The organism is Streptomyces sp. NPDC013157 (genome assembly GCF_042899865.1).
Lineage (GTDB): Bacteria > Actinomycetota > Actinomycetes > Streptomycetales > Streptomycetaceae > Streptomyces.
This window is the reverse complement of record NZ_JBIBAK010000011.1, coordinates 19,539-38,950: the sequence shown is the minus strand read 5'-3', so window position 1 is coordinate 38,950 and position 19,412 is coordinate 19,539. Positions and strand designations below refer to the sequence as shown.

The window sequence follows — 19,412 nt, the reverse complement described above, 5'->3', positions numbered from 1 at the left end:
ACCCCACCGCTCAGCGCGCCGCCTGGAAGGCCCGGCCCGCCGCAGTGGCCGCCGTACCGCTCGTGAACAGCCCGCTGCTCGGCTTCGCCGGGTCGGCACCGAGCCCGAACCACGCGTACCGCTGCACGTACGGCAGCGCGTCGAGCGCCTTCGTGGACGCGGTGACGAAGTCCGCCTGCTGCCGCGCCGACGGGAACCGGGTCCCCCTGCGAGAAGTCGATCAGCGCGTACTCCGTGAGCCAGATCGGCTTGTGGTACCGCGCGTACACCGCCGCCAGGCACGAGGTCAGCTGCTGCACGGCCTGCGGGGTGCGGAAGTCGCCGCCGTACCAGTGCAGCGTGATGAAGTCGACCCGGTACCCCTTCGCCTGCGCCCCCGACATGAACCGGTCCAGCCAGCCGCCGGCCGTGTCCGCGCCGTACGCCACCGCCGGGCCGCCCAGCACCCTGCCCGCCGCCATCAGCTTGGGCCACAGCCCCAGCGCCTGGTCGACGGTCATGTTCGACTGCCGCGCCATGTCGGGTTCGTTGAAGCCCAGGAGGTACGGCCCCTCGGCCCGCGCCTGTGCCAGCGCCGGGTCGGTGACGGAGGCGGCACCCCAGATCATCGGCAACCTGCCCATGTACATCAACATCTCCCACACCACGACCACCGACCCGGTCAGCGCCTCCGGCTGCTACCAGGGCACCTGCACCACGGACGTCACCTGCCCCAAGGCCATGCAGGCCCTCTCCGGCGGCCGGGAGTTCGGCTGCGAACCGCCGTGCGCGGCGTTCGGCGGCGACACGTACTGCTGCCGCGGCGCCTGGGCGGGCCGCGACGACTGCGTCCCCGCCAAGTGGCCGGTCGACTACACCCAGGTCTTCGAACGCGCCGAACCCTACGCCTGCTCCTACGCCTTCGACGACGGCGCGACCATGCCCTGCAAGGGCGCCTGCTACTACCGGGTGACCTTCGGGACGACGGCCGGCGCCACCTGATCACCGCGGGCGGCGGCGGAGCGCGGGCCCCGGGCGCGGTCACCCGTTCACCCGGACGGCCCTCGCACGGGGACACGCCGACGGGCGTCCTCGACGCTGGAATCCCGGGCGTCGCCGACGCCTCGCACCGAAGGACCGGAGCAGCATGCGAATACCGCGCGAAGCCCTCCGCACCGTGAACGCCGCCCGTTGGGGCGCAGCACTCCTGGCACTGTCGGGAACCACCGCCGTCCTCGCCCCCATGACGGCACTGGCCGGCGGCCCGAGCGGAGATCCCGGCCGGCAGAAGCCCACCATCGTGCTCGTGCACGGCGCCTTCGCCGACGCGTCGAGCTGGAACGGCGTCGTGCAGCGGCTCCAGCAGAACGGCTACACGGTGGACGCACCGGCCAACCCGCTGCGCGGTGTCGCCCAGGACTCGGCCTACCTCGCGAGTTTCCTGAAGTCCGTCAAGGGACCGATCGTCCTGGTCGGACACTCCTACGCCGGAGAGGTGATCTCGCAGGCCGCCGTCGGAAACGACAACGTCAAGGCCCTCGTCTACATCAACGCGATCATGCCGGACAAGGGAGAGTCGCAGGCCACCCTCGCCGCGAAGTTCGCTCCCGCCCCTCTCACCAAGGCCCTGAAGCTGGTGCCCTTCCGCGGCGCTGACGGCACCACCGGCACGGACGTGTACATCCAGCCGGACAAACTGCGCCAGGTCTTCGCCGCGGACCTGCCCAGTAGCCAGACCACCCTCATGGGAGTCACCCAGCGCCCGATCGCGATGTCGGCGTTCGCGGACAGACTCACCGGCGCCGCCTGGCACACCAAGCCCGTGTACGCCCTGGTCGGCAGGCAGGACCGAGCGATCAACCCAGCCCTGGAACTGTTCGAGGCGAAACGCGCCAACGCCCGCAAGACGGTGGAGATCGACTCCTCGCACGTCTCCCTCGTCTCCCACCCCCAGGCGGTGAAGGACCTGATCGTCGACGCCGCCGAGAACTACATGTGGCATTAGGGCGGCGGCATGGGGGCGGGGCACCCAGGGCGCCGCGTCATGGGTGTCCCGCTCTCGCCGACCGGCGGAAAAGCGGCCCGGGGAGCGCGGGCAGTGAAAGGGTCCCGGCGCCGGTCACCGCGGCCGCCGCTTCGGACCCCATCGTGGTCGCGCGCCCGTGCGTGCCGTGCATCCGGTGCCGCCGTACCCAGCTGATGGTGCGCATGCGTGAATTACCGGCCCCGCATGCCCGGACGACCGGGACGACCCGCACGCCCGGGCCGCCCCGGACGCCCCGGACGCCCCGGACGCCCCGGACGCCCCGGACGCCCCGGATCAGAACGCGTACGGATCCCCCGTCGCCAGCACCAGCACCCGCTGCTTGTCGTTCGTACGGTCCTGGTCCACCGCGCCCCCGCCCCACACCACGTCCACCGACAGCGTCACCTCGGCCGGCCGCTCCCGCAGCCGCACCGGAACCACCAGCTGCTCGCCGGGCACCTCGACGGCCAGCGGCCCGGTGTCGCACACCACCTCCCGGTCACCGGTGCGCGCACACCCGCCCGGCAGCTGCTGCGAGTCCGCCAGCGGCGCCGACGAGACCAGCCGCACGCTGGCCCCGGTCACGCCGTCCGGCCCGTGGTTGCGCGGAGTCACCCGGACCTCGACCGAGTCCCCGCTCAGCACCGCGGACCCGTGCACCTCCAGATCCGCGCTCCCGGCCCAGGCGGCACCACCGCCGCCCACGACCAGCACACCCACCGCCACCGCCACCGCACCGGCCACCGCCGGCCCACCACGACGCATCGCCATGCCACCCGTCCCGTCCGTCCGTCGGTTCGCACTCGTACGGATGTATGCCACCCCGGCCCCGCCGCAGGCGCCCCCCATCAGGTGACACCCGCCGGACGTGACACGCTGCACGCATGCTGATCCTCCGCTCCGCCGCCCTGTTCGTCGTGGCCGCGTTCTTCGAGATCGGCGGCGCCTGGCTGGTCTGGCAGGGCCTGCGCGAACACCGCGGCTGGCTCTGGATCGCCGGCGGCATCCTCTCCCTCGGCGCCTACGGCTTCGTCGCCACCTTCCAGCCGGACGCCCACTTCGGCCGCATCCTCGCCGCGTACGGCGGCATCTTCGTCGCGGGCTCGATCCTGTGGGGCGTGGTGGCGGACGGCTACCGCCCGGACCGCTGGGACCTCACGGGCGCGGCGATCTGCCTGGCGGGAATGGCAGTGATCATGTGGGCGCCACGCAACGGAGGCTGACACTGCCTACCCAGAGGGGCGCGGGGCTGTATTTGATCTGCGGCCGCCGCCGCGTGGGCGCGACAAGCCCCCACCGGGCCCGCAGGCGCCGAACCACCGAAATCGGCCCCCACCTATTCTTGACCCACACAAGCCCGCACACCGAACCCCGCTGAGGAGCACACCCCCATGGCCCCCTCCCCCATCGCGGTCGTCACCGGCGCCAGCAGCGGCATCGGCGCCGCCACCGCCCGCCGGCTCGCCGAGGCCGGCTATCGCGTCGTCCTCACCGCCCGCAGGGAGGACCGTATCGAGGCCCTGGCCAAGGAGATCAACGACGCGGGACACCAGGCCACCGCCTACCCCCTCGACGTGACGGACCGCGCGGCGGTGGACGAGTTCGCGACGGCCTTCAACACGGTCGCCGTCCTCGTCAACAACGCCGGCGGAGCCCTCGGCGCCGACCCGGTCGCCACCGGCGACCCGGCCGACTGGCGCACGATGTACGAGACGAACGTCATCGGCACCCTGAACCTCACCCAGGCCCTGCTCCCCAAGCTGGAGGCGAGCGGCGACGGCACGGTGGTCGTGGTCTCCTCCACCGCCGGCCACGGCACCTACGAGGGCGGCGCCGGCTACGTCGCCGCCAAGCACGGCGCCCACGTCCTCGCCGAGACCCTCCGCCTGGAGATCGTCGGCAGGCCGGTCCGGGTCATCGAGATCGCCCCCGGCATGGTCAAGACCGACGAGTTCGCGCTGACCCGCTTCGGCGGCGACGAGGAGAAGGCGGCGAAGGTCTACCAGGGCGTCGCGGAGCCCCTCACCGCGGACGACGTCGCCGACACCATCACCTGGACGGTGACCCGCCCCAGCCACGTCAACATCGACCTCCTGGTCGTGCGTCCCCGCGCCCAGGCCTCCAACACCAAGGTCCACCGGGACCTCTGATGCCGGACGAGAACGACCCCGCGACCACCTGGGAAAGACAACTCGAAAAAGGCCGCCTGGAGCAGGAGACGAAGAACGAACGCCAGGTCTGGTACTTCCTCGCCTACTTCCTCTTCGGCATCCACATCATCGCCTTCGTGATGATCTACGCGGTCCGGCACGCGAAGTAACCCGAAAGGGACGCCACGGCATCAACTCGACGAATGCGAGCCTCGTCGCCAGAACCGCCACCGGAAGCCGTTGCGCCCCTCCCCGTCCTAGCCCTTCACACAGACGACCTGCTTCAGCTTCGCCACGACCTCCACCAAGTCCCGCTGCTGGTCGATGACCTGGTCGATCGACTTGTAGGCGCCGGGGATCTCGTCCACGACCCCGGAGTCCTTTCGGCACTCGACGCCCCGCGTCTGGTCCTCCAGGTCCTTCGTCGAGAAGCGCCGCTTGGCCGCGTTCCGGCTCATGCGCCGGCCCGCACCATGCGAAGCGGAATTGAAGGACATCTCGTTGCCGAGACCCTTCACGATGTACGACCCGGTGCCCATGGAGCCGGGGATGATGCCGTATTCCCCGGTTCGGGCGCTGATCGCGCCCTTGCGGGTCACGAGCAGGTCCACGCCTTCGTAGCGCTCGCGGCTCACGTAGTTGTGATGGCAGCTCACTTCGGGTTCGAAGGTGACCCTGGCCTTCTTGAACTCCTTGCGGATCACGTCCTTGAGGAGGGCCATCATGATCGACCGGTTGTACTTCGCGTACTCCTGAGCCCAGTAGAGATCGTGCTCGTAGGCCGCCATCTGCGGGGTGTCCGCGATGAAGACGGCGAGGTCGCGGTCGACCAGGCCCTGGTTGTGCGGAAGCTTCTGTGCCACGCCGATGTGGTGCTCGGCGAGTTCCTTGCCGATGTTCCGGGAACCGGAGTGCAGCATGAGCCACACCGAACCGGAGGTATCCAGGCAGACTTCAGTGAAGTGGTTGCCCGACCCGAGCGTCCCCATCTGCTGATGCGCCCGCTCCTCCCGGAACTTCACCGCCTCCGCGACCCCGTCGAACCGCCCCCAGAACTCCCCCCACCCGGCCGTGTCCAGCCCATGGAAGTCCCCCGGCTCCACCGGATCCGCATGCATCCCCCGCCCCACCGGAATCGCCTGCTCGATCTTCGAGCGGAGCCGCGACAGGTCCCCCGGCAGGTCGTTCGCCGTGAGGGACGTCTTCACCGCGGACATCCCGCAGCCGATGTCGACCCCCACCGCCGCCGGGCACACCGCACCCCGCATGGCGATGACCGACCCCACCGTCGCGCCCTTCCCGTAGTGGACGTCCGGCATCACCGCCAGGCCCTTGATCCATGGCAGGGTCGCGACGTTGCGCAGCTGCTGGAGTGCCACGTCCTCGACGGTCGCCGGGTCGGTCCACATCCGGATCGGTACCTTCGCGCCCGGCATCTCCACGTACGACATGTCTTCCTCATTCCCCCGCGAACAGCACATCAAAAAGGACAAAAAGCTTTAAATCAAACAAAACGCAAATGCGGCGCCCTAGATCCACGAACCAGACAGGGGACCGGCGTTCACAGCAGTGCGTGCGGTAGACATTGTCTCCAGCGGGCGCCCCACTGCGGCAAGCGATTAACCAGCGGGGACACCGGAGCAGGACCCAGCGGACCAGCGAACGGAAGGAGCCTGACCGTGCAGCGGAAGGCGTACGTAACCGGCATCGCCGCCCTCCTCGCGGCCCTGCTGGCCGGCTGCACGAGCGGTTCCAGCGGTGGCGACGACGCCACCGACAAGAACGCGGACACCAGCACCGCCACCGTCGCCGCCCAGCCCGGCAAGTACCGCACCCTCCCGGAGGCCTGCGGCGCGGTCAGTCACGACACCCTCGACTCCCTGCTGCCGGGCATCGCCCAGATCACCGACGAGGAGCAGCGCGAGAAGGCGTACGCGGGCGAGGCAGCGCTCACCTACGACACCGACCGCAAGGTCGGCTGCCACTGGAAGATCGAGTCCACCGACGCCACGGACCGGCTGTCCGTCGATTTCGAGCGCGTGGTGTCGTACGACAACGCGGTCAGCGACGACAGCGAGGCGCAGACGATCTACACGCAGCTGAAGGCTGCGGCGGACATCCCCGAGTCCGCGCCCCCGAGCCCGGCCGAGACGGAATCGCCGTCGGCGTCGGACTCCCCGTCGGCGTCGGACTCCCCGTCGGCGTCGGCGTCGGGCTCCGCGTCGCCCACCGGATCCGCCGACCCGTCCTCCTCGGCTTCCGCCTCCGCCTCGTCCTCCGCCACGCCGGCCGGTCTCCAGCCGCGCACTCTCTCCGATCTCGGCGACGAGGCGTATCTCGACGACCAGCTCACCGGCTCGGGTTCGACGGCCGAACAGCGGACGGTGACTGTGGTGTTCCGCACGTCCAACGTCGTCGTGACCATCGTGTACGAGGAGCAGCCGATGGCCACCGGGACCGTGCCGGACAGTAAGGAAATGCAGGACAGGGCGCAGAATCTGGCCGGGCAGCTGGCCGAGGCACTCAACGGCTGAGGGCTCCGGCACGCCCTGCGCACCCCGCCCGCAAAGGGCGCGAACCGAAACCGCACAGCTCCCTCACCGCGTACCGTGGCCCCTCGGACCCGATCCGACCGCAGGAACCCCGAACGTGTGAGTGAAGGAACCATGCAGCGAGTAGCAGTCCAGTCAGACGACCAGCGCGCCCGGAACGAGCGGAACGCACGGCGACGGGCGGGGCGCCTGCGCCGAGGTCTCGTCTGCGTGGCCGCCGTCCCCGTCGTGGCGCTGTTCGCGACGGCCTGTTCCTCGGACTCGGACGCCGCCGCGCAGGGGACGGGCGGCGGTTCGGGTTCCGCCGCCGGGCCCACGGACGCCGGCGGCTCCACGGCTGCTTCTCCGACCGTTCAGGCGGCCAAGTACGCGAAGCTGCCGGAGCCGTGTGCGGTGCTGTCGAAGAAGACGCTCACGGCGCTGGTGCCGAAGGGCGCGAAGTCGGGCAAGGAGGGCACGTCGGACGACGTGGCCACGCGGGGCAGTTGCTCCTGGAGCAGCCTGGACAGCAACGGGGTGAAGGGTTCCCAGTTCCGCTGGCTCAACATCTCCTTCCTGCGGTTCGACTCGGACTCCAGCCGTGGTTCGGGGGAGAAGCAGGCGGAGGCCTACTACGCGAGCCAGGTGCAGGGTGCGCAGTCCGTGGCGGGTGCCAAGAACACCAAGTCGGAGCCGGTGGCCGGGGCCGGTGACCAGGCGACGGCCGTGCGCTACGACCTGAAGAAGAAGGAGGGTGCCTTCAAGCAGCAGACGGTCGTGGCGCGTGTCGCGAACGTCGTCGTCACCCTCGACTACAACGGTGCGGGTCTGGCGGGCGGGAAGGCGCCGGACGCGGGCACTCTGACGAAGGCGGCGGAGCAGGCGGCGAAGGAGGCCGTGGTGTCGGTGGGGACGGCCAACGGGTCGGGTTCTGCGCCGAGTTCACCTGCGGCGACGCCCTCGAAGTCGGCTTCCAAGTCGGCCTCGCCGTCCGCGCCGTCGTCCAAGTCGTCAGCCAAGAAGAGCTGACCGGCCATACGTGCGCCGCACTGATGTGCCACCCTGTTGCGCGCAACAACACGCAAGGGGAGGGGAGTACCGGTGGCCGCGCCAATGCAGCTGACTCGGATGCACCGCGTTCTCATCGGCGTGGTCGTGACCGGCGCGATGATCATCGCCGGCATCGGCTTCGCCGGCTCGTACGCGGCCGTCCGTGAGCTGGCCATCAAGAAGGGTTTCGGGAACTTCGCCTATGTGTTCCCGATCGGCATCGACGCGGGTATCTGCGTCCTGCTCGCCCTTGACCTGCTGCTGACCTGGATCCGCATCCCCTTCCCGCTGCTGCGGCAGACGGCCTGGCTGCTGACCATCGCGACGATCGCCTTCAACGGCGCGGCGGCCTGGCCGGACCCGCTGGGTGTGGGCATGCACGCGGTGATCCCGGTGCTGTTCGTGGTGGCGGTCGAGGCCGCCCGGCACGCGATCGGCCGGATCGCGGACATCACGGCGGACAAGCACATGGAGGGGGTGCGCCTCACCCGCTGGCTGCTCTCCCCGGTGCCGACCTTCCTCCTGTGGCGCCGGATGAAGCTGTGGGAGCTGCGCTCCTACGACCAGGTGATCAAGCTGGAGCAGGAACGTCTCGTCTATCAGGCGAGGCTCCGGTCCCGCTTCGGGCGGGCCTGGCGCAGGAAGGCTCCGGTGGAGTCCCTGATGCCGCTGCGGCTGGCCAAGTACGGCGTCCCGCTGGCGGACACGGCCCCGGACGGTTTGGCGGCGGCGGGCATCGACCTTCCGGCGCTGCTGCCCGCTGCCGAGTCGGCTGCGGGCGCTCGTGCCGCCGTCGCGGCCCCCGCCCCGCAGCAGGCGGCGCCCGCCGGCGGGCAGCGCCCGGAGCTGGTCCCGGGCCCCCGTCCCGAGCAGCCTGTGTACGCGTCCGAGCCGGAGCCGCCGCTACCGCCCGACCCGGAGGTCAACCCCTGGCTGCATGCCAGGAACCCGCAGCAGATCGAGTACCACGGTGACTACGACCCGACGTACGAGCCCCAGTTCTCCGAGGAGCAGTACGCGGCCTGGCAGTACCAGCAGGAGCAGGAGCAGTACCAGCGCCAACTGCAGGAGTACGAGCAGGCGCAGCTCCAGCAGCAGTTCCCGCCGGAGCAGGTGCCCCAGGAGCAGCAGCCTCTTCCCGAGGAGTCCCCGTCGGAGACGACCGGCAGCTTCCCCATCCCCTCCGGCCCGGGCCGTACGCGTGAGCTCGGCGAGGGCGGTGGCCCGCCGGAGCCGACGGAGGAGGACTTCTACCTGGTCTTCAAGAAGTCGATCGACGGCGGCTACCCGAGTTCGAGCCAGTTCAGGGGTGACGTGGAGGCGACCTACGGCATGACGCTGGCGCAACGTGACGCGGAGCGCATGGTCAACCGCTTCACCAACCGTCACACGGCGGAGCTCCAGGAAGACCACATCGCGTAGGCGAGCCCGTGGGGCATGAAGAAGGGGCCCTCCTCTGCGGAGGGCCCCTTCTTCATGCCGGTGTCGGTGTCACGCCCCGAGCAGGGCCCGTACCCGGTCCTGTCCCACGGCGAGCAGCAGCGTGGGAAGCCGCGGGCCGGTGTCCCGCCCGACCAGCAGGTGGTAGAGCAGGGCGAAGAACGTCCGCTGGGCGGTCTTGATCTCCGGCGGCAGCTCCTTCGGCGTGGCGTCGGCGGAGAAGCCGGCCTGGACCTTGGGGACGCCGTAGACGAGGTGGGTGAGCCCGTCCAGCGACCAGTGTTCGGCGAGCCCGTCGAGCAGAAGCCGTACGGACTGCTGGGACGCCTCGTCGAGGGACTTCAGCAGTTCGGCGTCGGGCTCGTCGCGGACGATGGTGCGCTGGTCGGCGGGCACCTGGGTGTTGATCCAGGCCTCGGCCTTGTCGTACCGCGGGCGGGCCTCGTCCAGCGATCCCAGCGGGTTCGCGGGGTCCAGTTCGCTGAGGATGCGCAGCGCCTGGTCCTCGTGCCCGGCGGTGATGTCGGCGACGGAGGCGAGGGTCCGGTAGGGCAGCGGGCGCGGCGTCCGGGGCAGCTCGCCGCCGGCCGTGCGGACGGCACGCGCGTGCGCGGCGATGTCGCCGGGCAGCGCGGATCCGTCCGCGACCTTGGCGTCCAGCTTGTCCCACTCGTCGTAGAGCCGCTGGATCTCCTGGTCGAAGGCGATCTTGAAGGACTGGTTGGGCCGGCGCCGGGCGTACAGCCAGCGCAGGATCTGGGGCTCCATGATCTTCAGCGCGTCGGCCGGGGTGGGCACCCCGCCCCGGGAGGACGACATCTTCGCCATGCCGCTGATGCCCACGAAGGCGTACATGGGCCCGATGGGCTGCTTCCCGCCGAAGATCCCGACGATCTGCCCGCCGACCTGGAAGCTGGACCCCGGCGACGAGTGGTCGACACCGCTGGGCTCGAAGATCACGCCCTCGTAGGCCCACCGCATGGGCCAGTCGACCTTCCAGACCAGCTTGCCGCGGTTGAACTCGCTGAGCCGGACGGTCTCGGAGAAGCCGCACTCGTTGCAGGTGTACGTCAGCTCGGTGGTGTCGTCGTCGTACGCGGTGACGGTGGTCAGGTCCTTCCCGCACCCGCCGCAGTACGGCTTGTACGGGAAGTACCCGGCGGTGCCGGACGAGCCGTCGTCCTCGCTCGCCGCGCCCGAGCCCTCCTCGGCCTCCAGCTCGGCCTCGTCGACGGCCTTCTGCTGCTGCTTCTTGGGGGCCTTCTTCGTCCGGTACTGCTCCAGGATCGCGTCGATGTCACCCCGGTGCTTCATGGCGTGCAGCACCTGCTCCCGGTACACACCGGACGTGTACTGCGCGGTCTGGCTGATCCCGTCGAACTCCACACCGAGCTCGGCCAGCGACTCGACCATCGCGGCCTTGAAGTGCTCGGCCCAGTTCGGGAACGCGGAGCCCTTCGGCGCGGGCACGGAGGTCAGCGGCTTGCCGATGTGCTCGGCCCAGCTCTCGTCGACCCCGGCGATACCGGCGGGCACCTTGCGGTAGCGGTCGTAGTCGTCCCAGGAGATCAGGTGCCGGACCTGGTGCCCGCGCCGCCGGACCTCGTCGGCGACCAGGTGCGGGGTCATGACCTCGCGGAGGTTGCCGAGGTGGATGGGCCCGGACGGCGAGAGCCCGGACGCGACGACGACCGGTTTGCCCGGGGCCCGACGCTCCGACTCCTCGATGACCTCATCCGCGAAACGGGAGACCCAGTCGGTGGTCTCGGTGCTCTGAGCCACGATCGGCACGTCCTTCTTTCTGGCACGGGACAGCCGGTACGGTCGCACGGCTGACCGCTCCATTGTCCCAGCCGAGGTCGAATCCACGAAAACGGGTTATCGAAGCGCCCCTGATCGGCGACGCAGCCGCCGTCTGGGGGCGCGGGGGGCACCCCCGGCCGGAGGCTGGGGGAGGAACTGCCCGACCAGCCGACGGCGCAGCCGTCGCTTGGGGGCGCGGGGAACTGCGCGACCAGCCCACACGGCGCCGCACCCGGCCACGCACCGGACCCCCCGAGCTCGTAGCCGCAAAAACCCCTTTGCCCCCCGTGAAATACTGGAGCCGTCTACCAAGCCCCCCGAGGAGAAACGGCTCCCACCCCATGGCCCCGGTAACGTCCCTCAGCGCCTCCGTCAACCAGCAGCTCACCGACGCCCTCTCGGCAACCTTGCCGGAGGCCTCCGTCGACCCGCTGCTGCGACGCAGCGACCGGGCCGACTACCAGGCGAACGGCATCCTCGCCGCCGCCAAGAGGGCCAAGGCGAACCCGCGGGAGCTGGCGACGCAGGTCGTCTCCCACCTCACCACCGGCGCGGACCTGATCCGGGACGTCGAGGTCTCCGGACCCGGCTTCCTGAACATCACCCTCTCCGACCGGGCGATCACCGGGAACCTGGCCGCGCGGTACGCGGACGGCGACCGGCTCGGCGTGCCCGCGAAGGCGGAGCCGGGCATCACGGTGATCGACTACGCGCAGCCGAACGTCGCCAAGGAGATGCACGTCGGCCACTTGCGCTCCGCGGTGATCGGCGACGCCCTGCGCGGCATGCTCGACTTCACCGGCGAGCGGACGATCGGCCGGCACCACATCGGCGACTGGGGCACCCAGTTCGGCATGCTCATCCAGCACCTGATCGAGAACCCGGACGAGCTGTCCGCGGAGACCGACACGGACGGCGAGCAGGCGATGTCGAACCTGAACCGGGTCTACAAGGCGTCCCGGGCGGTCTTCGACGCGGACGAGGCCTTCAAGGAGCGGGCGCGCAAGCGGGTGGTCGCCCTGCAGTCCGGCGACAAGGAGACGCTGGAGCTGTGGCAGCGGTTCGTGGACGAGTCGAAGGTCTACTTCTACTCGGTCTTCGAGAAGCTGGACATGGAGATCCGGGACGACGAGATCGTCGGCGAGTCGGCGTACAACGACGGCATGCCCGAGACCGCCCGGCTCCTGGAGGAGACGGGCGTCGCGGTCCGCTCCGAAGGCGCACTGGTCGTCTTCTTCGACGACATCCGGGGCAAGGACGACCAGCCGGTCCCGCTGATCGTGCAGAAGGCGGACGGCGGCTTCGGCTACGCGGCCTCCGACCTGACGGCGATCCGCAACCGGGTCCAGGACCTGCAGGCCACGTCCCTGATCTACGTCGTGGACGTCCGCCAGTCGCTGCACTTCAAGATGGTCTTCGAGACGGCGCGGCGGGCGGGCTGGCTCACCGACGACGTCACGGCGCACAACATGGGCTACGGCACGGTGCTGGGCGCGGACGGCAAGCCGTTCAAGACGCGTGAGGGCGAGACCGTCCGGCTGGAGGACCTGCTGGACGAGGCGGTGCAGCGGGCCGCCGAGGTGGTCCGGGAGAAGGCGCAGGACCTGACCGAGGACGAGATCCAGGAGCGGGCCCAGCAGGTCGGCATCGGCGCCGTGAAGTACGCGGACCTGTCGACGTCGCCGAACCGGGACTACAAGTTCGACCTGGACCAGATGGTCTCGCTCAACGGCGACACGTCGGTGTACCTCCAGTACGCGTACGCCCGTATCCGGTCGATCCTCCGCAAGGCGGGAGAGGTCCGGCCGGCCGCGCACCCGGAGCTGGAACTGCACGCGGCGGAGCGGGCGTTGGGCCTGCACGTGGACGCGTTCGGCGACACCGTCTTCGAGGCGGCGGCGGAGTACGCCCCGCACAAGCTGGCCGCGTACCTGTACCAGTTGGCGTCCCTGTACACGTCGTTCTACGACAAGTGCCCGGTCCTGAAGGCCGAGACCCCGGAGCAGGTGGAGAACCGCCTCTTCCTGTGCGACATCACGGCCCGGACCCTGCACCAGGGCATGGCGCTGCTGGGGATCCGGACGCCGGAGAAGCTCTGACCGGTCCGCCGGCGGTGGCGCGTGATCAGCTCAGCGCGCCACCGCTGACGAGCAGCTGCTGTCCGCTGATCCAGCGGGCCGGCTCGCCGGTGAGGAACTCGACCGCGTCCGCGACGTCGGGCGGGACCGACGGCGAGGAGCGGCCCGGAACCGGGTAGCTCCTGTTCAGGCGCCGGCGCCGCCGTCGACCGGGACGATCGCGCCGGTCACGTACGAGGCGCGGTCGCTGAGCAGCCAGGCGGCCGCCTCGGCGATCTCCCGGGGCTCGCCCATCCGGCCCATCGGGATCCTCGCGCTCATCCCCTCGATGATGCCGGGGGTCGCCGCCTCCCATTCGTCGATCATTTCGGTGGCGGTGCCGCCGGGGGTGATGCCGTTCACCCGGATGCCGGCGGAGGCCAGGTCGACCGCGGCGGTCTCGGTGAGGCTGTCGAGCGCGCGCTTCATGGCCCCGTAGGCGGGCAGGCCGGGGTTGGCGCGGCGGCTGCCGATGCTGGACGTGTTGACGATGGCCCCGCCGCCGGTGCGGCGCATGAGGGCGATCTCGGCGTTCATGGCGGTCCAGTGCGCGCGGAAGTTCACGGCGAACTGCTTGTCGATGTCCTCGTCTGAGGTGGTGTCGACCGGGCCGGGCCGCTGGATCACCGCACCGTTGTTGAAGGCACCGTCGAGCCGTCCGTGCAGTTCCTCGACGCGATCGACGGCGGCGCGGATACTCGCGCTGTCGGCGAGGTCCAGGGTGGCGGCGTCGGCGGTGCCGCCGTCGGCGCGGATCTCCTTCACGATGCGGTCGAGGGCGTCGGTGCTGCGGGCGGCGAGCACGACGGCGGCGCCCTCGGCGGCGAAGAGCCGGGCCGCGGCCGCGCCGATGCCACGGCTGGCGCCGGTGATGAAGACGACCTTGCCGTCGAGCAGGCCGGCGGGTCCGATTTCGGTGGTGTTCGTGTTGTTCGTCATGGCAACAGCGTCCGGTCGGCCGCCGGCCGGATACAGGCACAGGCTGTACCAGGATCCGCCGCCGGGCGGCGCGCACACTGGGCGTATGGACAGACAGGAACTCGGGGCGTTCCTCCGCAGCCGCCGCGAGCGACTCCACCCGCAGGACGTCGGCCTTCCCTCCGGCCCGCGCCGCCGCACGCCAGGGCTTCGCCGCGAGGAGGTGGCGGTCCTCGCGCACATCTCCACCGAGTACTACATCCGCCTCGAACAGGGCCGGGCGCCACGCCCCTCGGGCGACGTCCTGGCGGCGATCGCGGGAGCGCTGCGGCTCACCGACGCGGAGTCGGACCACCTCCACGTCCTCGCGGGCACCGCCCCGAACCGTACGGGACTGCACCGGCGCGACGTCCGCCCCAGCATCCTCACGCTCCTGGAACGGCTGCCGCAGACCGCCGGCTTCGTGATGTCCGCCGCGTGCGAGGTCCTCGCCTGGAACGACCTCGCCGCCGCGCTCATGGAGGACTTCGCCCCGCTCGCCCCCGCGGACCGCAACCTCGCCCGCCGGGCCTTTCCCGGACCGGAGCGCACCGAAGCTCCGCTGTACGGGATCTCCGACGCCGCCGACTTCCGCCTCGGCGTCGTGATGCAGCTCCGCACCACCCTCGCCCGCTACCCCACCGATCCCGCCGTGACCCGACTCGTCGACGAACTCCGCGACACCAGCCCCGACTTCGCCCGGCTCTGGGAGCGGCACGACGTGCAGGCCGCGCCGATGCTCACGAAGACCTTCCGCCACCCGGCCGTCGGCGAGGTCACCGTCGACTGCGACACCCTCGCCCTCACCGACCGCGACCAGTACCTCGTGCTGTTCAGCGCACCGCCGGGATCCCCCGACGCCGAGGCCCTGGCCCTGCTGAACGTCCTGGGAGCAGGGGCCGGTCAGTATCTGCCGTAGCGCCCCGGCGGTCACCGCCGTACGCCCGTCCCGACCGAGCGCTCGAACTCGGCCCAGACCACCTTGCCGAGTGTCCGTGGGACAACCGCGTCCGGCGTTGTCAGTGACGCCCCTTACAGTCATCGCCATGGCGACTCTTCCCAACCCGCTGCCCAAGTTGGCGACCGACCCCAGTGGTCGGTCACTTGGGCTCCAACTCCCGCCCGGGACGCTGCTCGACGACACGCTCGACGGCCCGTGGCACGCGCCGTTGCTGTGGTACGCCGGGCAGCCCGCCGGGCCCGGGACCTGGACCGCGCTGGGCGCGCCGGCCGCGCGTGCGGGGCTGCTGCCGGTGCTCATCGACGTGTCCGAGGTCGACGACTGGGACTTCGCGCCCGGGGAGACGTCGTACCCGGGGGACCACGACGCCGACGAGGTGCTGGAGGACTACTGGGAGGAGGACCCGCCGGAGGGCGAGGAGTGGCCGGGGCTCGCCCCCTCTCCGGCGCTGGTCGCCGACCCGGACTCGCGGGCCGCGGACGTCGCCGACGCGCTGAGCCAGGGACGGCCCTGGCTGAAGGAGCCGCATCTGGCGCTGGTGTCCGCCCGGCGCAGCGCGGACATACCCGCGGCCATCGGCTGGAGCGGCCCGGTGAACTACGAGGAGGACGTGGCCCGGCTGTGCGCGGTGCTGCGCTCCTGGGAGGACCGGTTCGGCATCCGGGTGGTGGCGCTCGGCTTCGACCACCTCGCGCTGTCCGTCGCCGCGCCGCCCGCCGACCTCGACGCGGCAGAGGCGGTCGCCGCCGAGCACTTCGCGTTCTGCCCGTACACCGTGCTGCCCGGCGCCGACGACACCCTCTCGTCGTACGCCGAGCAGCTGGTCGGCGAGCGGCTGTGGCACTTCTGGTGGGACTAGCGCCCCGTAAGGGGCGCTGGGGGTGCCCCCGGCCGAAGGCTGGGGGAGGACCTGCGCGACCAGCCCCCACCGGCCCGCAGAGAACGAACCGCGTAACCCGCGGAACGCTCAGCCGCCCAAGCCCTTGGCCAGCCTCCGCAACCCCTCCCCGATCTCCTCCGGCGTCTGCGTCACGAAGCACAGCCGCAGCGTCGAGCGGTCGGGGTCGGCGGCGTAGAAGGGCTCGCCGGGGACGTAGGCGACGTTGTGGTCCACCACTTGGCGGAGCAGCGCGGTGGTGTCGTACGACGACGGGAGCCTGGCCCAGAGGAACATGCCGCCCTCGGGCCGGTTCCAGGTGGAGCCGGCCGGGAGGGCGTCGGGGAGTCCGGCGAGCATGGCGTCGCGGCGTTCGCCGTACACCGCGCGCACCTTGGCGACGTGGGCGTCCAGCACGTCCAGGTAGCGGGCGGCGGCGAGCTGGTTGAGGGTCGGGGTGTGCAGGTCGGCGGCCTGTTTGGCCACCGCGCAGGCGCGGCGCAGGGCGGCGGGGGCGCGGAGCCAGCCGAGCCGCAGGCCGGGGGCCATGACCTTGGAGAAGGAGCCGAGCAGGACCGTGCGGTCCTCGGCGCCGGGGAAGGACGCGATCCAGGGGACGTGGTCGCCGTCGTAGCGGAGCTCGCCGTAGGGGTCGTCCTCTATGACCCACAGACCGTGCCGGGCGGCGACCGTGGCCAGGGCGGCCCGGCGGGCGGCGGGCACGGTGCGGCCGGTGGGGTTCTGAAAGGTCGGGACGAGGTAGAGGAGCTTGGGCCGTTCGGCGCGGATCAGCTCCTCCAGGGCGGCCGGGTCCACGCCGTCCGCGTCCCCGGGCACGGGCAGCACGCGTGCTCCGGCCAGCCCGAACACCTGAAGTGCCGCGAGATAGCAGGGGCTTTCGACGAGGATCGTGTCCCCGGGGTCGATCAGGGCGCTCGCGAGGAGGGAGAGCGCCTGCTGGGAGCCGGTGGTGACGAGGAGGTCGTCGGCCGCGGTGGGCAGGCCGCGCGTGGCGATGCGCGCCGCCAGCCGCTGCCGCAGTGCCGGCTCGCCCTCGGTCGTCGAGTACTGCAGCGCCCGCTCCGGCGCCTCCTCCAGCACCGTGCGGAAGGCGGCCGCGATGCCCTCCCGGTCGAAGAGCTCGGGGGCCGGCAGCCCGCCCGCGAAGTTGATCACCTCGGGCCGGGCGGTCACCGCGAGAATCTCCCGCACGGGTGACCCGCCGACGGTCCGGGTCCGGTCCGCGAGCGGGGGAAGCGGGGCGGGGGCAGGGGTGAGGGTCATGGACGGCTCCTTGGGCTGATCCTCGTCTTGGCGGGAGCCTAGAGAGGTACGTGCCGCCTACACCCGTAATTCCGCGATCCGGACGGGCGGGGCAGGGGGCAGCGGGCCGGGACCCCCGGCGCGGCCTTTCCGCGGGCTTCGGACGTCCCGTTCCGCCGTCCCACGGGGCGGGATCCACGCAGCTCACAGGCGTGAACCGCGCTCGGGCGTCCCGAATCTCCCGTCGGCTCTGGCGGTCGGGGCGGGCCGCCCCACAGGCTGAGGGCACGTCAACACCACCGCTCACCCCCCACCCTCAACGCCGCGCGAGCCGAGATCGCCAAGGGAGCCCTCGCATGTCCGTCCCGCACCGCACCCCGGCCCCCGGCCGCCGCCGTCTCCTGGCGGCGGCCGCCCTGGCGCTGGTCGCCGCGACCGCACTGAGCGGATGCCGGGACGGCCAGGGCGTACGCGACGAGGGCCCGTCCTCCTCCGCGGCCCGCGTCCGGCCCGCCGTCAGCCCTGCTCGGGCCCCGGCGTCGACGCCCGCACGGACGCCCGCGCAGACGTCGTGAAAGTGCCCCGGCGGAATCTCGTCCGCCGGGGCGCAGGACAGGGGCGCCGGTGTCCGCGCTCAGCCCAGCATCCGGGCGGCCTCCACCGCCCAGTAGGTGAGGATGTTCTGCGCGCCGGCCCGCTTGATGCCGGTCAGGGTCTCCAGGATCGCGCGCTCGCGGTCGATCCAGCCCTTCTCGGCGGCGGCCTCGACCATCGAGTACTCGCCGGAGATCTGGTAGGCGGCGACCGGCACGTCCACCGAGTCGGCGACCCGCGCGAGGATGTCGAGGTAGGGCCCGGCCGGCTTGACCATCACCATGTCGGCCCCCTCCTCCAGGTCGAGGGCGAGTTCGCGCAGCGACTCCCGCACGTTGGCGGGGTCCTGCTGGTAGGTCTTGCGGTCGCCCTTCAGCGAGGACCCGACGGCCTCGCGGAAGGGGCCGTAGAAGGCGGAGGCGTACTTGGCGGTGTAGGCGAGGATCGCGACGTCCTCGCGCCCGATCTGGTCGAGCGCGTCGCGCACGACGCCGATCTGCCCGTCCATCATCCCGCTGGGCCCGACGACATGGGCGCCCGCGTCGGCCTGCACCTGGGCCATCTCGGCGTACCGCTCCAGGGTGGCGTCGTTGTCGACACGGCCCTCGGCGTCCATCACCCCGCAGTGCCCGTGGTCGGTCGTCTCGTCGAGGCACAGGTCGGACATCACCAGCAGGTCGTCGCCGACCTCGGCGCGCACGTCGCGCAACGCGGCCTGGAGGATCCCGTCCGGGTCGGTGCCGGGCGTGCCGAGGGCGTCCTTCTTGCTCTCCTCGGGCACCCCGAACAGCATGATCCCGGAGATGCCCGCCTCGACCGCCTCCGCGGCCGCCTTCTTCAGGCTGTCCCGGGTGTGCTGCACGACGCCGGGCATGGCGGCGATCGGCACCGGCTCGCTCACGCCCTCCCTGACGAACGCCGGGAGGATGAAGTCCGCGGGGTGCAACCGGGTCTCGGCGACCATGCGCCGCATGACGGGGGTGGTCCGCAGCCGTCGCGGCCGCGTGCCGGGGAAGGAGCCGTACTTCGTCATGCCCTCTACGCTACGCCCGTCACAAGAGCGCGCTTGCCGACTCGGCGTCGGACTCGACGTCGGCGCCCGACCCGCGCACGGGTGGGCGGGGACGCCACGGCACCGGGAGGTCAGACCTCCAGCTCGCCCTCCAGCTTCCTGAGGCTGTGCCGGGCCAGCGCGAGGTTGCTCCGGCCGCGGTCGAGCGCGAGGTAGAGGAAGAGCGAGCCGCCGGCCTTGGTCAGGGGACGGATCAGGTGGTACTGGCCGCCGAGCGTGATCAGGATGTCCTCGATCTCGTCGTCGAGGCCGATGGACTTCAGCGTGCGCTGCTTGGCGCGGACGACCTCGGTGTTCCCGGCGGCCGCCAACTCCAGGTCCAGGTGCGGTCCGCCGCCCAGCACGCCGAGCGACATACCGCTTTCGTAGTCGACCAGGGCGACCCCGACGGCCCCGTCGATGCTCATGGCTTCCTTGAGCGCTGTCTCGATGTTCACGCTGGTGCCCTCGATTTCCTTACGTGGGTCGACTCGGACGCAAGCAGTTCGACGGAGGTTGCTCCCTGACCTCTCCGAGTCCGAATAAGCGTCATCTTTGGCCAGTGTTGCAACAGTTGGCAATAAAGTACTGTGCGACCGAGGGGTCGGGAGGG

At 71.2% G+C, this 19,412-nt stretch carries 20 protein-coding genes and 1 pseudogene; 12 read left to right on the top strand and 9 right to left on the bottom strand.

Annotation, left to right across the window (positions count from 1 at the left end; translation table 11 throughout):
- Positions 1-10: 10 nt before the first annotated feature.
- Both ACFY6U_RS29475 and ACFY6U_RS29470 read right to left on the bottom strand, forming a co-directional pair.
- Positions 11-136 (bottom strand): hypothetical protein, encoded by a 126-nt coding sequence (locus tag ACFY6U_RS29475; protein ID WP_390043449.1) that lies wholly within the window; start codon positions 134-136, stop codon positions 11-13.
- A gap of 139 nt (positions 137-275) precedes the next feature.
- Positions 276-608: pseudogene (locus ACFY6U_RS29470) on the bottom strand (glycosyl hydrolase); the annotation flags it as partial.
- A gap of 13 nt (positions 609-621) precedes the next feature.
- Here ACFY6U_RS29470 and ACFY6U_RS29465 point away from each other — a divergent pair.
- Complete coding sequence (locus ACFY6U_RS29465) at positions 622-981, top strand: thaumatin family protein (RefSeq protein ID WP_390043048.1); 360 nt, start codon at positions 622-624, stop codon at positions 979-981.
- A 145-nt stretch (positions 982-1,126) separates the two neighbouring features.
- The gene (locus tag ACFY6U_RS29460) at positions 1,127-1,984 is read left to right on the top strand and encodes an alpha/beta fold hydrolase (protein ID WP_390043046.1); all 858 of its coding nucleotides are present in this window, start codon (positions 1,127-1,129) and stop codon (positions 1,982-1,984) included.
- Between the two features lie 315 nt (positions 1,985-2,299).
- On the opposite strand, the gene ACFY6U_RS29455 is transcribed toward ACFY6U_RS29460, so the two are convergent.
- A complete protein-coding gene (locus ACFY6U_RS29455; protein ID WP_390043044.1) occupies positions 2,300-2,776 on the bottom strand; it encodes a hypothetical protein in 477 nt (158 codons plus the stop codon).
- Between the two features lie 113 nt (positions 2,777-2,889).
- Here ACFY6U_RS29455 and ACFY6U_RS29450 point away from each other — a divergent pair, with 113 nt between their 5' ends.
- From ACFY6U_RS29450 to ACFY6U_RS29440, 3 genes are all read left to right on the top strand, one after another.
- Positions 2,890-3,228, top strand: coding sequence for a YnfA family protein (locus tag ACFY6U_RS29450; protein ID WP_351486240.1), 339 nt, complete (start codon positions 2,890-2,892; stop codon positions 3,226-3,228).
- Positions 3,229-3,396: 168 nt separating this feature from the next.
- A complete protein-coding gene (locus ACFY6U_RS29445) occupies positions 3,397-4,155 on the top strand; it encodes an SDR family NAD(P)-dependent oxidoreductase (RefSeq protein ID WP_390043042.1) in 759 nt (252 codons plus the stop codon).
- A complete protein-coding gene (locus ACFY6U_RS29440) occupies positions 4,155-4,325 on the top strand; it encodes a hypothetical protein (protein ID WP_390043040.1) in 171 nt (56 codons plus the stop codon). The genes ACFY6U_RS29445 and ACFY6U_RS29440 overlap by 1 nt, the downstream gene beginning before the upstream one ends.
- A gap of 87 nt (positions 4,326-4,412) precedes the next feature.
- Here the strand turns inward: ACFY6U_RS29440 and ACFY6U_RS29435 are convergent, their stop codons facing one another.
- The gene (locus ACFY6U_RS29435; protein ID WP_390043038.1) at positions 4,413-5,606 is read right to left on the bottom strand and encodes an RtcB family protein; all 1,194 of its coding nucleotides are present in this window, start codon (positions 5,604-5,606) and stop codon (positions 4,413-4,415) included.
- A gap of 228 nt (positions 5,607-5,834) precedes the next feature.
- Between ACFY6U_RS29435 and ACFY6U_RS29430 the strand changes: the two genes are divergently transcribed.
- From ACFY6U_RS29430 to ACFY6U_RS29420, 3 genes are all read left to right on the top strand, one after another.
- Entirely contained in the window at positions 5,835-6,689 is an 855-nt protein-coding gene (locus tag ACFY6U_RS29430; protein ID WP_390043036.1) for a DUF3558 domain-containing protein, read from the top strand.
- Positions 6,690-6,821: 132 nt separating this feature from the next.
- A complete protein-coding gene (locus tag ACFY6U_RS29425; protein ID WP_390043035.1) occupies positions 6,822-7,715 on the top strand; it encodes a DUF3558 domain-containing protein in 894 nt (297 codons plus the stop codon).
- Positions 7,716-7,814: 99 nt separating this feature from the next.
- The gene (locus ACFY6U_RS29420; RefSeq protein ID WP_390043033.1) at positions 7,815-9,158 is read left to right on the top strand and encodes a DUF2637 domain-containing protein; all 1,344 of its coding nucleotides are present in this window, start codon (positions 7,815-7,817) and stop codon (positions 9,156-9,158) included.
- 69 nt (positions 9,159-9,227) lie between these two features.
- Here the strand turns inward: ACFY6U_RS29420 and lysS are convergent, their stop codons facing one another.
- A complete protein-coding gene (gene lysS, locus ACFY6U_RS29415; protein ID WP_390043031.1) occupies positions 9,228-10,967 on the bottom strand; it encodes a lysine--tRNA ligase in 1,740 nt (579 codons plus the stop codon).
- 353 nt (positions 10,968-11,320) lie between these two features.
- Between lysS and argS the strand changes: the two genes are divergently transcribed.
- Entirely contained in the window at positions 11,321-13,078 is a 1,758-nt protein-coding gene (gene argS, locus ACFY6U_RS29410; protein WP_390043029.1) for an arginine--tRNA ligase, read from the top strand.
- Positions 13,079-13,243: 165 nt separating this feature from the next.
- On the opposite strand, the gene ACFY6U_RS29405 is transcribed toward argS, so the two are convergent.
- On the bottom strand, positions 13,244-14,035 hold the full coding sequence (locus tag ACFY6U_RS29405; RefSeq protein WP_390043027.1) for an SDR family NAD(P)-dependent oxidoreductase: 792 nt from the start codon (positions 14,033-14,035) through the stop codon (positions 13,244-13,246).
- 85 nt (positions 14,036-14,120) lie between these two features.
- On the opposite strand from ACFY6U_RS29405, the gene ACFY6U_RS29400 reads away from it, so the two are divergent.
- Entirely contained in the window at positions 14,121-14,972 is an 852-nt protein-coding gene (locus tag ACFY6U_RS29400; RefSeq protein ID WP_390043025.1) for a helix-turn-helix transcriptional regulator, read from the top strand.
- Between the two features lie 127 nt (positions 14,973-15,099).
- A complete protein-coding gene (locus ACFY6U_RS29395; RefSeq protein WP_390043023.1) occupies positions 15,100-15,873 on the top strand; it encodes a DUF4253 domain-containing protein in 774 nt (257 codons plus the stop codon).
- A gap of 108 nt (positions 15,874-15,981) precedes the next feature.
- On the opposite strand, the gene ACFY6U_RS29390 is transcribed toward ACFY6U_RS29395, so the two are convergent.
- Positions 15,982-17,175, bottom strand: a complete 1,194-nt coding sequence (locus ACFY6U_RS29390; RefSeq protein ID WP_390043021.1) for a PLP-dependent aminotransferase family protein — start codon at positions 17,173-17,175, stop codon at positions 15,982-15,984.
- A 335-nt stretch (positions 17,176-17,510) separates the two neighbouring features.
- Here ACFY6U_RS29390 and ACFY6U_RS29385 point away from each other — a divergent pair, with 335 nt between their 5' ends.
- A complete protein-coding gene (locus ACFY6U_RS29385) occupies positions 17,511-17,729 on the top strand; it encodes a hypothetical protein (protein ID WP_390043019.1) in 219 nt (72 codons plus the stop codon).
- A 59-nt stretch (positions 17,730-17,788) separates the two neighbouring features.
- Here ACFY6U_RS29385 and hemB read toward each other — a convergent pair whose 3' ends face one another.
- On the bottom strand, positions 17,789-18,781 hold the full coding sequence (gene hemB / locus ACFY6U_RS29380; protein WP_390043017.1) for a porphobilinogen synthase: 993 nt from the start codon (positions 18,779-18,781) through the stop codon (positions 17,789-17,791).
- Positions 18,782-18,891: 110 nt separating this feature from the next.
- Entirely contained in the window at positions 18,892-19,257 is a 366-nt protein-coding gene (locus ACFY6U_RS29375) for a hypothetical protein (RefSeq protein ID WP_390043015.1), read from the bottom strand.
- Positions 19,258-19,412: the final 155 nt, after the last annotated feature.